The sequence below is a fragment of the Alcaligenes parafaecalis genome, from assembly GCF_026344135.1.
Taxonomy (GTDB): Bacteria; Pseudomonadota; Gammaproteobacteria; order Burkholderiales; family Burkholderiaceae_B; genus Alcaligenes; species Alcaligenes parafaecalis.
In genome coordinates this window covers 1096257-1111214 of the sequence record NZ_JAPKNA010000001.1, presented here as the reverse complement: position 1 = coordinate 1111214, position 14958 = coordinate 1096257, and the positions used below count along the sequence as shown (strand labels likewise).

12 protein-coding genes and 1 tRNA gene are annotated in these 14958 nt (G+C 55.2%); 9 read left to right on the top strand and 4 right to left on the bottom strand.

The window, feature by feature from the left end:
• The first annotated feature begins 31 nt into the window (after positions 1-31).
• The 3 genes from OSH09_RS05185 to OSH09_RS05175 all read left to right on the top strand — a co-directional run bounded on the left by OSH09_RS05185 (position 32) and on the right by OSH09_RS05175 (position 3127).
• Positions 32-1414, top strand: coding sequence for a M20 family metallopeptidase (locus OSH09_RS05185; RefSeq protein ID WP_266120369.1), 1383 nt, complete (start codon positions 32-34; stop codon positions 1412-1414).
• Between the two features lie 51 nt (positions 1415-1465).
• Positions 1466-2740 (top strand): MFS transporter, encoded by a 1275-nt coding sequence (locus tag OSH09_RS05180; RefSeq protein WP_266120368.1) that lies wholly within the window; start codon positions 1466-1468, stop codon positions 2738-2740.
• Between the two features lie 132 nt (positions 2741-2872).
• Positions 2873-3127: a heavy-metal-associated domain-containing protein gene (locus OSH09_RS05175; RefSeq protein ID WP_026483445.1), complete on the top strand. Its 255-nt coding sequence runs from the start codon at positions 2873-2875 to the stop codon at positions 3125-3127.
• Between the two features lie 356 nt (positions 3128-3483).
• Here the strand turns inward: OSH09_RS05175 and OSH09_RS05170 are convergent.
• Positions 3484-3568 (bottom strand) — tRNA-Leu (locus OSH09_RS05170).
• A 108-nt stretch (positions 3569-3676) separates the two neighbouring features.
• Here OSH09_RS05170 and rnr point away from each other — a divergent pair.
• The 3 genes from rnr to OSH09_RS05155 all read left to right on the top strand — a co-directional run bounded on the left by rnr (position 3677) and on the right by OSH09_RS05155 (position 8364).
• Positions 3677-6154, top strand: coding sequence for a ribonuclease R (gene rnr / locus OSH09_RS05165; protein WP_207875083.1), 2478 nt, complete (start codon positions 3677-3679; stop codon positions 6152-6154).
• A 69-nt stretch (positions 6155-6223) separates the two neighbouring features.
• On the top strand, positions 6224-6970 hold the full coding sequence (rlmB, locus tag OSH09_RS05160; protein WP_266120367.1) for a 23S rRNA (guanosine(2251)-2'-O)-methyltransferase RlmB: 747 nt from the start codon (positions 6224-6226) through the stop codon (positions 6968-6970).
• 158 nt (positions 6971-7128) lie between these two features.
• Complete coding sequence (locus tag OSH09_RS05155; protein WP_266120546.1) at positions 7129-8364, top strand: cystathionine gamma-synthase family protein; 1236 nt, start codon at positions 7129-7131, stop codon at positions 8362-8364.
• Positions 8365-8377: 13 nt separating this feature from the next.
• On the opposite strand, the gene pdxR is transcribed toward OSH09_RS05155, so the two are convergent.
• Complete coding sequence (pdxR, locus tag OSH09_RS05150) at positions 8378-9850, bottom strand: MocR-like pyridoxine biosynthesis transcription factor PdxR (RefSeq protein WP_266120366.1); 1473 nt, start codon at positions 9848-9850, stop codon at positions 8378-8380.
• Between the two features lie 331 nt (positions 9851-10181).
• Between pdxR and OSH09_RS05145 the strand changes: the two genes are divergently transcribed.
• Genes OSH09_RS05145 through OSH09_RS05135 form a run of 3 tightly spaced genes read left to right on the top strand, consistent with a single transcriptional unit; the run spans position 10182 to position 13116 of the window.
• Positions 10182-11729 (top strand): nitrite reductase, encoded by a 1548-nt coding sequence (locus OSH09_RS05145; protein ID WP_266120365.1) that lies wholly within the window; start codon positions 10182-10184, stop codon positions 11727-11729.
• Positions 11730-11742: 13 nt separating this feature from the next.
• Positions 11743-12087: a c-type cytochrome gene (locus OSH09_RS05140; protein WP_266120364.1), complete on the top strand. Its 345-nt coding sequence runs from the start codon at positions 11743-11745 to the stop codon at positions 12085-12087.
• A 48-nt stretch (positions 12088-12135) separates the two neighbouring features.
• The gene (locus tag OSH09_RS05135; RefSeq protein ID WP_207875078.1) at positions 12136-13116 is read left to right on the top strand and encodes a precorrin-2 dehydrogenase/sirohydrochlorin ferrochelatase family protein; all 981 of its coding nucleotides are present in this window, start codon (positions 12136-12138) and stop codon (positions 13114-13116) included.
• A 207-nt stretch (positions 13117-13323) separates the two neighbouring features.
• On the opposite strand, the gene nirJ is transcribed toward OSH09_RS05135, so the two are convergent.
• Positions 13324-14457, bottom strand: coding sequence for a heme d1 biosynthesis radical SAM protein NirJ (gene nirJ, locus OSH09_RS05130; protein ID WP_266120363.1), 1134 nt, complete (start codon positions 14455-14457; stop codon positions 13324-13326).
• Positions 14458-14459: 2 nt separating this feature from the next.
• Positions 14460-14957 carry a siroheme decarboxylase subunit beta gene (ahbB, locus tag OSH09_RS05125; RefSeq protein WP_266120362.1) on the bottom strand — a complete coding sequence of 166 codons (498 nt, stop codon included), beginning with the start codon at positions 14955-14957 and terminating at the stop codon, positions 14460-14462.
• Position 14958: the final 1 nt, after the last annotated feature.

The window sequence follows — 14958 nt, the reverse complement described above, 5'->3', positions numbered from 1 at the left end:
CTTTCTATATCAATGACAGAACGACAAACGAATGGGAAAAAGTGAAGCATTAGCCAATGTGCGTGCCTATCTGGCCGATGGGCGCTTTGAAGCCGAGCTGCGCCGACGCGTCGCCATTGAAAGTGATAGCCAAACTGCCGAGAAGGCCGATCAGCTTGTTCAGTATCTGGATCAGGAGCTGAGCCCCAGCCTGAGCAAACTGGGTTTTGCGGTTCGCATTATGGACAACCCCAAAGGGGCAGGGCCCATTCTGGTCGCGCATCGCCACGAGTCCGACGATCTGCCAACCGTCCTGACTTACGGGCATGGTGATGTGGTGCCAGGGCATGATCAGCAATGGCGGGAAGGTCTGACCCCCTGGGCGCTGACGATTGAGGGCGAGCGCTGGTACGGCCGTGGCACGGCAGATAACAAAGGCCAGCACAGTATCAATTTAGTCGCCTTGGAGCAGGTGATTCAGGCCCGGAAAGGACGCCTGGGTTTCAACCTGAAAGCGATTTTTGAGACGGGTGAAGAACGTGGCTCGGTGGGTTTGCGTGAGTTCTGTGAAGAGCAGGCTGAACTCTTGTCGGCAGATGTGTTTTTGGCCTCGGATGGCCCTCGCTTGAATGCCAGTCAGCCCACTGTGTTTCTGGGCTCACGCGGTACGGCCTTGTTCTCTTTGGAGGTCGTATCCCGTGATAGCGGCCTGCATTCGGGCAATTGGGGCGGGGTGATGGAGAATCCGTCCATCGTCTTGGCCAACGCCTTGGCCTGTCTGATCGATGGCAAAGGAAAACTATTGTGCCCGGATCTGACACCAGGCGGGATTCCGGACGATGTCAAAGCAGCCATTGCCGACCTGGAGATTGGGCAGCACACCTTGGGCCAAGCCTTGAATGAGCATTGGGGGGAGCCAGGTCTGAGTTATGGCGAGCGCCTGTTTGGCTGGAACACGCTGGAGGTGCTGGCGCTGGAGGCGGGCAATCCGCAAAAGCCGGTGAATGCCATTCCGCCCCGCGCCAAAGCCTTTTGCAATCTGCGCTTTGTATTGGGGACCGAATGGGAGCGCCTGGAGACTGCGCTGCGTCAGCATCTGGACGCACACGGCTTTGAGCAGGTACGCATCTGCATGGATCGTATTACCCCAGCCACGCGACTGGATTTAAGCAACCCCTGGATTGCGGTGGTGAAAGACGCCATCAGCAAGGTGACGTCGCAAAAAATTGCCCTGATTCCGAATCTGGCGGGCACGGTGCCCAACGATATTTTTGCCGACGTGCTGGGCCTGCCCACTCTCTGGGTGCCGCACTCCTATCCCGGCTGCTCTCAACACGCCCCTGACGAACACATGCTCACACCCGTCATTCAGGAAGGTCTGGACATCATGACCAGCATTTTCTGGGAGTTGGGTGAGCGGGCTCACAACACGTAAAAAAGGGCAGCTTGCTGCCCACACAACAACAGGAAAAAAGGAGGATACATTATGGAAAATACACAAACAGCCGCTGCCATGCCACGCTCATTCTGGAAGCCGATTGCTGCATCTCTGGTGGGCAACACCCTGGAATGGTTCGATCTTTCCGTTTACGCCTATTTCGCGTTGACGATCAGCCATGTGTTCTTTCCCACCACCGACCCCACTGTTTCTTTGGTGCTGGCGTTTGCCACCTTTGGTATCTCGTTTTTAATTCGGCCTATCGGGGCGGCGGTGATTGGCTCTTATGCTGATACCCACGGCCGTAAAAAAGCCTTGTCGCTGTCCATCATCCTGATGCTGATTGGCACCCTGATGATTGCCTTCATGCCCAGTTACGCCACCGTGGGTGTCATCGCGCCTATCGGGATTCTGATTGCTCGTCTGATCCAGGGTTTTTCAGCCGGGGGCGAGTTCGGTAGTTCCACTGCTTTCATGATGGAGCATGCTCCAAAAAGCACCCGTACCTTTGTGGCCAGTCTTCAGTTCGCCAGTCAAGGATTTGGTGTGGTGCTGGCGTCCTTGTTTGGCTATGTGCTGACCTCCAATCTTAGCGAGCAGCAAATGCTGGACTGGGGCTGGCGTACACCCTTCATTTTTGGGCTGTTGCTGGGGCCCGTCGGATACTACATTCGTAAAACCGTAGACGAATCCCCCGACTTCAAAGAAAGCGAGCCCGGTAGCCAGCCTTTGCGCGAAGTGCTGACATCACAAAAAACCTTGCTGCTGATCGCCATGGGCACGCTGATCGTATCCACGGCCTCGAACTTCATTATCAAGTACATGCCGTCCTACGCCGCGACGACTTTGCATATCCCGCAGTCAGCCGGTTTTCTGGCGACGCTGACCGGCGGCTTGATCCTGACCTTCGCAACCCCCGTGGTGGGCTACGTGGCAGGCCGATACAGCCGGACCAAGATCATGCTGTTTGCTGCGACGGTGTATGCCATTGTGATTTTCCCCTCCTTCATGTGGCTGAATACGGTGGCTACCCAAACGGCATTGATTCTAGTGGTGGGCCTGATGGCATTGCTCAAGTCGATTTACTTTGCACCCTTGGCGGGATTGATGGCCGATGTGTTCCCGGTACGCACGCGGGTAACGGGTATGTCCTTGAGCTACAACATTGGCGTGACGGTGTTTGGAGGGTTTGCTCCGGTCATTGCTACCGGACTGATTTCGTGGACAGGGTCGCCTGTAGCTCCTAGCTATTACCTGATTCTGTCTGCGGTGCTCAGTATTGTGGCTTTGCTGGCTGTAAGCCGAAAACTGGGTATGAAGTAAAGGCCGCTACTCATCGGATGTGTGCTTGCCTCTTCCTATCGCTTGCCGTATCAATAAGATGTATTTAATATATATCTTTATGGGCGGTGGCGATCTCATCAACTGCCTCACCTCATGTTAAAGGGACGAAAAATGCAAGTTGGAATGCTGAAACTGGCCGGTCTTCAACACCCCGAATGTGCTGATAAAGTGGCCATCGCCTTGGCGGCGATTGAGGGTGTGCAGGCAGCCGATGCCTCGTTTGAAAATGCCAAAGCCTCGGTGCGTTTTGATGAAACCCAGGTCTCTCTGGAAGATCTGCATGCTGCGGTTGAGCGGGCAGGCTATCAAATCGCCAAACCTGCACACGGTGAAGACGGTGCATGCTGCGGGGGCTGCGGCGGCTAAGCGCAATACGCTTTGGAGCTGAAAACCGATTGTTGAAACACAGTCGGTTTTTTTTATGGCTGTTGCATGGAGTAGGGGGGCGTGCCTGTCTGACTGAATGTCAGGCTGTGGTGAAGAGCTGGATGTGGCTCCTGCCGTCCCGATTCTTTTTTCACAGGCCTGTAAAGAAAGCAGCCGATCATTCGATGGTGATTCTTTATGCGGAAGTGGCTGTGTTCAAAAAAGAATGGAATCGTATTGCGACGAATTGTCTGTCACAGCCAGCGTTAATCTCTTTGACGCGAGAGCATAAAAATATGTGGGGCCATCAAATAAAAAAGGCCGATCATTTTTCAATGATCGGCCTTTCGGAATTTTGGTGCCCAGAAGAGGACTCGAACCTCCACACCCGAAGGCACATGGACCTGAACCATGCGCGTCTACCAATTCCGCCACCTGGGCATATCGTTGTATGCTTATGGCTGTGCCAAAAGCTTCCAACATCTTTACTGCGTGAGCAGCAAAGAAAAAGGATTATAGGCATACTTTATTAATAATGGAAGTGTCCTTTTGAATAAAAAACATCAAGACAGTACTGAGGACCGTATTCAATCAACGGGCCGTTATGAGTTGCCGCCTGACTTCGACCCGGATACCCCGACGCGGGAAGTGATCCTGGCGGGGCTGCGCGAAGATGCAGACGGCCTGACCATGCAGGCGCTGGCGAAAAAGCTGGGCCTGGGCAAAGAAATTACGGTGGGTTTTGAGCGGCGTGTGCGCGCAATGGAGCGCGATGGTCAGTTGCTGATTTCCCCCGAAGGCAAAATTCGCAAAAATAGCCAAACTGGTTTTATTGCGGGCAAAGTGTTGGGCCATCGCGACGGCTTTGGTTTCTTGCAGCGCGACGACGGGCAGCCCGATTTGTTCCTGTCTCCGCGCGAGATGGCCAAAGTGTTGCACGGCGACCACGTTATGGTGCGCATCGTCGGTGAGTACCGAGGCAAACCTGATGCGTCGATTGTGGAAGTCACGGCGCGACACACCAGCAAATTGGTGGGCCGTTTCTTGCGCGAACGTGGCACGTTTATCGTGGTGCCCGAAGATCAGCGTATCAAGCACGACATTCTGATCCCCGGCGGGGACCAGGGCGAGGCCGAACCCGGCCAGGTTGTTACCGTCGAGATTACCCAGCAACCCGAGCGCCATCGTCAGCCTTTGGGCCGTGTGGTTGAAGTGCTGGGCGAGATTGACGACCCCGGTATGGAAATCGAAATTGCCGTGCGCAAGTTTGAGGTGCCGGTTGATTTCTCCGAGAAGGCACTGAAGCAGGCCGCTCGTATTCCTGCCAAGGTAAAACCGTCTGAATACAAAGGCCGCGTCGATTTGCGTGACGTGCCGTTCATCACCATTGACGGTGAAGACGCACGAGACTTTGACGATGCCGTCTATTGCGAACGCGTAGATATAGGCGCAGGCAAACGCCCCCGTTGGGCATGGCGCCTGCTGGTGGCGATTGCCGACGTCAGCCATTACGTGCGTTCGGGCGATGCTCTGGACGAAGACGCTCTGGAGCGTGGCACCAGCGTGTATTTCCCGCGCCGCGTGATCCCCATGCTGCCCGAGAGTCTGTCCAACGGGATTTGTTCCTTGAATCCGTCGGTAGACCGTCTGGTCATGGTGTGCGACATGGTCGTGCTGGCTGATGGTGCCAAGTCCGGAACGGTGTCGGCCTATCAGTTTTACGAAGCCGTCATTCATTCCCACGCCCGCACCACCTACTCCGACATCTGGAGCGCCTTGCAGCAGCCTAATGGCCCGGCTGCAACGCAGATTCAGCATGTGCTGGAACCGGTTCAGAATCTGTATTCCTTGTACCGCTTGCTGGCAGAACGCCGTACGGCGCGTGGTGCCATTGATTTCGATACCGTCGAAACCAAAATCGTCTGCAATCCCCTGGGTCGTATTGAGCGCATCGAGCCTCTGATTCGTAATGACGCTCACAAGCTGATTGAAGAATGCATGTTGGCGGCCAACACCTGCGCAGCGGACTTTATTGCTCGCAGCCGTCGCAATGGTTTGTACCGTGTGCACGAAGGTCCAACCCCGCCGAAGCTGGAAGCGTTGCGTGAATACTTGCGCGGCCTGGGTCTGACGCTGGAAGGGGGCGACGAGCCTACGTCGGCTGATTACGCCAAAGTTGTCGCCGCCGCACGTGGTCGCTCTGACTTCGCCGTGATCCAGACCATGTGTCTGCGCTCCATGCAGCAGGCGATTTACAGCCCTGAGAAAACCGGCCACTTTGGTTTGGCTTATTCGCAATACGCCCACTTCACTTCGCCGATTCGCCGTTACCCGGACTTGTTGGTACACCGCGTCATCAAAGGCATCCTGAAGGGCGAGCGCTATATTCCTGCGATTGCGGAAGAGCCGGGCGATGCCGCCTTGCCAGCCAGCAAGCGTGATTTTGCACGTTGGGAAAAACTGGGGGCCTTGCTCTCGGCGCGTGAACGCCGTGCAGATGAGGCCTCCAAGGATGTGGAAGCCTGGCTCAAGTGCTGGTTCGTCAAAGAGCACGTGGGCGAGGAATACTCCGGCAAGGTCAGCGGCGTAACCAGCTTTGGTCTGTTCGTGACTCTGGATACCTTGTACGTAGAAGGCCTGGTTCACGTATCGGAACTGGGTGCGGATTACTTCCAGTACAACGAAACCTCGAACGAGCTGCGTGGCGAACGCACCGGTCTGCGTTATCGCTTGACCGATGCAGTCCAGGTTCAGGTTGCACGCGTTGATCTGGAAGCCCGTCGTATCGAGTTCCGTCTGGTCAAGGGCGTGGGCTATAAAGCGGTGAAGGCAGCGGCAGAAGGGCCTGATCCGTCCGAGCGTCCTGTCAAGAAAGCTGCGTCTACCAAGCCGCTGGCCTTGAAAGGAACAACAGCCTCCCAACGCCGCGCCTCGCAAAAGCAGGCCGAGCGGGACGAGAAACGTAGTACGGAAAAGGCGGCCAAGTCTGCCAAGTCCGCGCGCAGCCCTAGAGGGCGGCGCCGATAGGCGTACAATGCCAAGCCGGGCTTTTTGCCCGGCTTTCTTTATTTGCTCTTATTTCCCCCAAGGATTGTTATGGCTCAGCAGGTTTTGGCCGGTTTTCATGCCGTTATTGCCCGAGTTCGTTATAGCGCTGCTACGGTGCGCGAAGTTTATGTGGATCAGACCCGGCGCGATAAACGTATGCTGGCCTTTATCGAACAGGTAGAGCAGGCTGGTCTGAAAGTCATGGCCGTGCCGGTCGAGCGCCTGGATGGTCTGGCCAAAGGAACGCGTCACCAGGGTGTGGTGGCCTTGGCGCTGGAGCAAGAGCTGGCAGTCGATGTCAACGAGTTGCTGGATGATTTGGAAGAGGCCGGTCAGGTTCCTTTCCTGCTGATTCTGGACGGCGTGACTGACCCTCATAACCTGGGTGCATGTTTGCGTAGCGCCAATGCGGCTGGTGCTCATGCAGTGATTGCTCCACGCGACCGTGCCGTGGGCTTGAATGCCACGGTATCCCGTGTCGCATGTGGCGGTGCTGAATCCACGCCTTATATTACGGTGACGAATCTGGCCCGCACTATGCGCATGTTGCGCGAGCGTGATGTCTGGCTGGTGGGCACCAGCGATCAGGCAACGCACACCTTCCATCAGGTTGATGCGCGCCGCCCCATGGCCTGGGTAATGGGTGCCGAGGGAGAGGGCATGCGTCGCCTGACCCGTGAAACCTGCGATGAGCTGGTTTCCATCCCCATGATGGGTGCAGTAGAAAGCCTGAACGTCAGTGTTGCCAGCGCAGTTTGTTTGTACGAAACCCTGCGTCAGCGTAGCCAGCCTTAATTTCTTTTAAGTTTTGTTACTGACTTAATTACTGATTTGTATAAAAAACGGCGGGTTTTATCCGCCGCTTCACCAGATAATAGGTAATTGGCCGTCAGCCGGGCAAAACCCAGTTAGTGCTGACGGTGTGTACACGCAATATGGGCTTTGAAACGATCATGGAAGAAAACGGCTTTATTACCTCTACCTTGCACTCTGACCGTCGCTTGGGCACGCAGCATGGCGCTATTCATCAGCCACTGCACCCCTCGACCGAGTTCGGTTTTCAGGATGCGCGTGAGCTGGCAGCAGTCTTCCAGGGCAAGTCCGGCTTTACCTATTCTCGCCAGGGCACGCCGACGACGGCAGCGCTGGAAGCCAAGATTACGCGCATGGAAAAAGGTGTGGGCAGTGTCAGCTTCGCAACCGGCATGGCAGCCTTGAGCGCCACCCTGTTTACCTTGCTGCGCCAAGGCGATCACTTGATTGCCAGCAAATACCTGTTTGGCAATACCAATAGTTTGCTGGGTACTTTGCGTGATCTGGGTGTGCAAACTACCCTGGTCGATGCCACCGACCTGGCCCAGGTTCAGGCAGCCCGCCAGCCCAATACCCGTATGGTCTTTGTTGAAACCATTGCCAATCCGGGCACGCAAGTGGCGGACCTGAAAGGGGTGGGGCAGTGGTGTCAGGACGAAGGTCTGCTGTATGTGGTCGATGGCACCTTGTCCTCGCCGTACTTGTCGCCTGGCCGTGAATTCAAGGCCTCTCTGGTGGTGAATTCGCTGTCCAAACACATCGGTGGTCACGGTAATGCCTTGGGTGGCATGGTGACGGACACGGGTCTGTTTGACTGGAGCCACTACCCCAATATTGCCGAGGTGTATCGCACCGGCAATACGCAAAACTGGGGCCTGGTGCAGATCCGCAAGAAGGGCTTGCGTGATATGGGTGGCACTTTGTCGTCTGATGTGGCTCACCGTCTGGCCGTAGGCTCGGAAACCTTGCCGTTGCGCATGGAGCGTATCTGTTCCAACGCCTTGGCTCTGGCACGCCATTTGAAGGCTCACCCCCAGGTGAAACACGTGCAGTATCCCGGCCTGGAAGAGCACCCTCAGCATGAGCGTACGGCTGAGCTGTTCGGCAATCGTTTCGGTGGCCTGATGAGCGTGGTGCTGGAAGAGGGGATTGAAATCTTCGATTTCCTGAACCGTCTGAAAGTCTTTGTACTGGCTACGCACCTGGGTGATAACCGCAGTCTGGTGCTGCCCGTTGCGCATACCATCTATCACGAGATGGGTGCCGAGCAGCGCGCGCTGATGGGTATTGCCGACAATCAGCTTCGTATCTCCGTGGGTATCGAAGAGATCATTGATCTGACCAGAGACTTCGATCAGGCCCTGGCCCAGTCCTAAGTCCCTCATGTATCTAGTCATGGTTCAGCCTGGGCTGAATCAAGGCTAGATGCTGCATGGCCAGTTGCAGCTCCCTGGATTCCAGATTGGCATAGCCAAACAGCAGATGACGTGGGTTAGTGTCGTCAGCTTCCTGGCTGGCCGCTTGCGACAAGGGATAGAGCCGGATGCCGTATCGCAATGCGCGCTCGGCCACCTGATCGGCATTTGGACTATGCGGAGGCAGGCAAAAAGCCAGATGCATGCCGGCATTTTGCCCGCTGACCGTTCCTGTATTCCCCCACACTTTTTTCAAGCCTTGCAGCACCGTATTGCGCTGTTCCAGATAGCGACGGCGCAAGTATTGCAGGTGCCGGGAATAGTCATATTCATCAAAAAAACGGGCTAAAACCGCTTGGGTCAGCCAGGGCGAACCGTTATTGAGCAGGGCTTTGCGGGCAATGAAGTCCTGGCTCAGGCTAGGTGGACAGACCATATAGCCCAGCCGCAAACCCGGCCCCAGGGTCTTGGAAAACGAGCCTAAATAAATCACCTGTCCCGGGCTCATGGCCTTGAGTGGCGCGGGCAAGGCCGGGCCATAACAGAAGTCCCCGTCATAATCGTCCTCGATAATCAAGGCGCCACTGTTGCTGGCCCAGGCCAGCAGTTCCTGCCTGCGCGCCACCGACAAGGTGTGCCCCAAGGGGTACTGATGCGAGGGCGTCACAAAAGCCAGTTGCACCGCCTGCCTGGGCAGTAAATCAGTACGCAAACCGTGTTGATCCACTGGCACGGGAAGGCCTTGCGCACGATGACGAGCCAGTAAATGACTGAAGCCGTTATAGCCGGGGGATTCATGCACGGCACAGCTACTTTCATCCAGAAAGTGGGCGGCGATCAGGCTTAGGGATTCCTGAGTCCCGGCGGTGATGAGGATGTGGTCCGGGTCGGCCAGTATTCCCTTGCTGGCTGCCAGATAGTCTGCAATTTGCAGACGCAGGCCCCATAAGCCTTCAGGCGGCGGGTAGTCCGCCATAGCCGAACCCGCATAGCGCAGCAGTTGATTGGACAGATAAATAAACTGGCGCAGTGGAAAAGCATGGACCGAAGGGCGGCCAATCTTGAAATCAAACCGAACGGGCACGCTGGCAGCGGGCACATGCACGCCGCTGGCCTGGGCCGTGCTGGTGCGCAGGTTACGCGAGCAATGGGCGGTCTCCAGAACAAAGTCCGGTGCCAGACGGCTGCGTCCATGGCGGGTTGGCTTAGCCACAAAGAAACCACGGCTGGGTTCGCTATGAATCAGATTGGAGTCGATCAGCAAATCATAGGCACCCATGATGGTGTTCTTGGAAACCTGAAGCAAAGACGCCATTCGATTAATTGAGGGCAGACGGTTGCCTTCTTGCAAACGCCCCGAACAGATCAGGGTTTCGATTTGACGCGCAATTTGTCGTTTGTACGGTGGGCTGTGAGTATGGGAAAGCGTAATCGGTAAAGAAAACATGGCGGGACCAGAAAAATAATCAGAACCATCAAGGGCGAGCCAAGCCGGGCCACTATAGGCAGCACACCTTGGTTTTAACTTGAGTTGGGTCAAAGTGATTATTCGTTCGTGATAAATTTATCTCACTTCTTGATCTGCCCACTGAGTGCCTGTCATGGATGTTTTTATCTATGAAAGAGTATTTAATTTCCTGTCATTACGATATAAATAAACCATCCCCATTCAGTAGTCAGTATCCATACCTTCTCAACAAAAAATAACAATCGTTATAGTTTGTGTGGTCTTGCCCTTTAGCAAGGCAATTGTTGGAGGTAATGGAATGTATAGAAAAATGATGACCCTCGCCTTCCTGTCTACCACCGTCAGTGCTGCCCTGGCAGCCCCGACGGAAGAGCAAGTGCGGGTAGATAATTTGTTTCAGCAAAACTGTGCCGTGTGTCACGCAGCCGACCGGGGAGGGTATATCGCACCGGGTTTGCACAGTGATCGCCTGGTTCAAAGTGAGATTGCCTTGCGCGGCACCATCATGACCGGAATCCCGGATACCTTGATGCCGCCTTTTGTCGGCCGCCTGCCCGACGAGGACATCCGCGCGCTGGCCAAGATGATCAAAAACGAGCCCGTGCCGGAGCGTAGCTGGGATATGGATGAAATTCGTGCCAGTGTGAAAGTCCTGGTAGACGAATCCACCTTGCCCAGCAAGCCCAATTACGAGATCGATTCTGTCTACGATCTGATGGTTATCATGGCCCGTGGACGCTACGGCCGTGGCGATGGTTCCAATCAGGCCCGTGCCGTATTCATCAATGGCAAGAACAACCAGAAGGTGGGTGAAATTGCCACTATTGGCGCGCCGCACATCATGGAATTCAGTCCTAGTCAGGAGCGCTGGGGTTATCTGAAAAGCGACGATGGTCATGTCTACAAAATCGACCTGTACACCTTGCAGATTGTGCGTCAGGCCAAGGTGGGGCTGACGGGGACGGGTATCGCACTCTCCAAGGATGGCAAGTGGCTGGCACTGAGTTCCTTTGTGCCCAATAGCATGGTCATCCTGAAAGCCGACACGCTGGAGCCGGTGAAATATCTGGCTCTGGAGGGCGAGGACCCGGATGGCAATTTCATCAAATCTGCTGGTGGTCCCATTATCGGTAGCCGCGTCAATAACAAGTTTGCGCTGACCCTGCGCCAAGCTGGGCAGATCTGGATTATTGACCCGGACAAACCGGATATGCCCGTCACCAAGCTGACCAAGGTTGGACGCATGTTGCACGACACCTTCCTGACACCGGATGGTCGCTACTCCATGGTCGCTTCTTACGATGACAACAAATATGTGGCCATCGACTTGAAGGACGACAAGGTGGTGCGTGACATACCGGCTGGCTGTCAGCCCCACGCTGGTTCGGGTGCTGTCACGGAAGTGAACGGCCGCATGCTGGCCTTCGGCACCAATATGGGCACCTGCAAGCTGGGTTCTGTGGTCACTGCCTGGGATACCAAAGACTTCTCTGTCGTGAAGCAGATCCCGGTTGCCGGGGCCACCGAGTCTCCCGCCGCCCACCCCAACGCGCCTTATGTAGCAGTAGACATTATCGATAAGGACAAGCGCGCTTCCTGGATTCAACTGATCGACAAAAACACCTTGTCTGTCGTCAAGACCCTGGATGTGGGTGGCCATGCATTCTTCCCCAACTACAACCGCACGGGCGACTACCTGTATGTCAGTTCGGGCTACTGGGGAGATCGCCTGAAGATTTACGACAGTCGCAGCCTGGAATTGGTAGCCGAGCACAAGATGGAAAGCCCATCCGGCATTTTCTCTCGCGCTCGTACTCGCTGGCTCACCATTGGTCAGCCTGAAACCCAAAAATTCTAAGCAAAGGAACGTCATGAAACAGCTTTTTATGGGTGTGGCACTGATAAGCCTCTTGGGTTCCAGTGTGGTGTGGGCGGCAGATAAGCCAGTCGGCTTGCAAGGCTCGCACGGGCAGTCACAGTTGTCTGCTCAGGCTTCTTCCATGTTGCCTTTGTGTGCCTCTTGTCATGGTCTTGAGGGTGTCAGTACAGAGGGCATGTATCCCAACCTGGCTGGGCAGAAAGTGGAGTATCTGGTCAAGCAACTGCAGCAGTTCAAATCGCGGGAGCGCAATGACCCCATCATGAGCCCGATGGCCGAACCCCTGAGCCCGGAAATGGTGAATGAACTGGCTGGCTATTTTTCCAGTCTGAAGTAAGTATGAACCGGGCGCCAGTCTTCACTGGCGCCTTAAGGATGTTGCGCAATGAATGTGTTTCCTTTGTTCTTCAATCTGACCGGCAAGGTGGTTGTTGTCGTGGGTGGCGGTACAGTCGCAGAACGTAAAGTTCGGCTCTTGCTACGGGCAGGCGCACGAGTCACGGTTGTCGCTCCGGAGCAGACTTCCTGGCTGCGGGCCAGTGCTCAGGCGGGGGCACTGAGCAGTCTGTTCACCACGTTTGTAGCCGAGCATATACGCGAGGCCTGGCTGGTTGTGGCGGCCACTGGACGGCGGGAGATCAACCGCATCGTGGCACAGGCCGCCGATGCCTTGCGCCTGCCCTGTAATGTGGTTGATGACGGGCAGTTGTCTACCGTTCAGGTGCCTGCCATGGTCGACCGTTCCCCCTTGATGATTGCGGTTTCCTCCGCTGGCTCAGCCCCCGTTCTGGCACGACGCGTTCGCGAGTGGATAGAAAGTGAGCTTCCAGAGTCGGTAGGGGAGTTGGCCGGTTTGCTGGCACGCCGCCGCTCAGAGATCAAACAGGCGTTCCCTGAGGTCCATACTCGTCGTCATTTCTTTGACTACGTGCTCGATAGCGCTATTCCTGATCTGTTGGCGCAGGGAAAATCCGTCGAAGCATCAGAGCTCTTTGAAGCAGCCTTAAAGACCGAAACACCTCAACAGCATATTCAGGTCACTATCTTGCCGATTGCAGATCTGGAAGCAGTGGACCTGCTGACGCTGCGTGCCCTGCGTAAACTGAATCAAGCCGACTGGGTCTTGTACCTGCCATTGATCTTGCCCGGAATTCTGGAAAAGGCTCGCCGTGATGCTCGTTTGATGGCTCTGGATCAGGCCGGTGTGGTTTTGCAAGAGACCTTGTTGAACCCGGATTTTTGGGCTCCTCTGTGCCGCGCCTGGGTGCCAGGAGAGCGCATCGTGATTGCCTGGAAGTCTTCGTGGGATGTGCAGCCTTTAAGGGCGCTATTGAGTCAGCAAGGTTTGATCTGTGACCTGGCGTAAGTGTCGTGTGATGAATGGCTAGATAAAGCAGGCTAAAGCATCCGCTGATAGTTGAAGTGATTGAGTGAGGCAAGGTTTTCTTGCCTCACTTTTTTGCTTCTTCGCTCTTATGCTTGCACCTGCACCTGCACCTGCACCTGCACCTGCTTGTAACGGTTCTGAATACTTAACTGTTTGGTTGGAGCTTGAAGGCTGAGGGTTGGGGTTTCAGGCAGTAATTTCCTGATTATTCAGATAGCAGCCAGGATCTTCCGCCCATACATTGCCTGTGCTTTTCTCCGCACGGGTGCGTGTATTGCCATTGCAGATATCCAGATAAGCGCAGCTCGCGCAGCGTCCCTGCACCGGTCTTGGTCGTTGACGTAGTCCTGCCAGCAAAGGCTCTTGATTGTTAGACCAAATCTTCGAGAAAGGGCGTTGCAGCACATTTCCCAATCGATAGTGCCACCACATGGTGTCGGGGTGCACATTGCCTCGGTTGTCGATATTGGCAATCCCTTGGCCGGATGAGTTGCCTCCCCATTGGCGTAATAGGGTCAGGATCTTTGAGGCTTGTTCGGGATAGTGGCGTCGCACCCAATGCAGAAAGAAAACACCATCGGCATCGTTATTGCCCGATGTGAATTCTTTGGGCGTGCCTGCTTTTTGATATGCCATACAGGTCGTGAAAAGCTGCTCCATAGCCTGTCGGGTGACGGCATGGTGGCTGGCCAAGGCACGGTTGCTTAAACCTCGACCGGCGTAGTTCAAATGAGATAGATAAAAACGGTCTATTTGCTCCCTGTCCATCACGGCCAGCAGGCCACTTAAATCAATCGCATTTTCTTGTGTCAGGGTAAAGCGCAGACCCACTTTTAATTGCTTTTCACGGCATAGTCTCAAGCCGCGCAGGGATGCGTCGTAGGCTCCTTCCTGGCCGCGAATCCGGTCGTGTCGAGCCTGTAGACCATCCAGAGAAATACCCACATAGTCAAAGCCGCAGTCGGCTATCTGATCAATATTGTGTTCAGTGATCAAGGTGCCGTTGGACGATAGTCCGACATACATGTCCAGCGCTTTGGCATAGCGGGCCAAATCGTAAATGTCGGGGCGCAGCAAGGGTTCACCGCCCGACAGAATTAATGCGCGTACACCGAACTGATGCAGGTCATCCATAACGGTACAGACCTGCTCATAACTAAGCTCACCCGGAAAGTCCTTATCGGTAGAGGCGGAGTAGCAGTGGCTGCAATGCAGATTGCAGCGACGAATCAGATTCCAGATCACCACAGGTGCGCGGCTGACACGGGTAGGCGTGACGGGGGAGTGCAGGGCGGCGACGAAACGGGATAGACGAAACATGCTTAGGGTCTCCGTAGACGTAGGCCGGTTTTCTTGAGAATGGCCGTAGAGAACAAGATGTCGTGATCGTGCAGCACATCAGGAAATTGCTGCGTGATACCTGTGCTGATAGCCCGTGCCTGGGCACGTACGGTGTCATGGTCTTTGCCATGCAACATGGCAAACAGGTTGTACGGCCACTCAGGTAGACGACGCGGACGACGATAGCAGTGGCTGACTCCGGCCTGGGTGCCCAGCCACTCACCGACGGTATCCAGCATGGAGTCGGCGATATTCCAGACACACATGCCATTGGCGACATAGCCCAGTGCATAGTGATTGGGTACGGCAGCAATGCGTCGTATGCATCCTTGGTCCAACATGGTTTGAAACTGTTTAAGCACATAGGCTTCGGATACGCCCAGTTCCTGAGCTAACTTTAGATAGGGCTGTGCTTCTATTGCCAAGCCCTGTTGCGATGCATGAATCAGGACGGTATAGGCGGGGTTCAGGTGATCCATT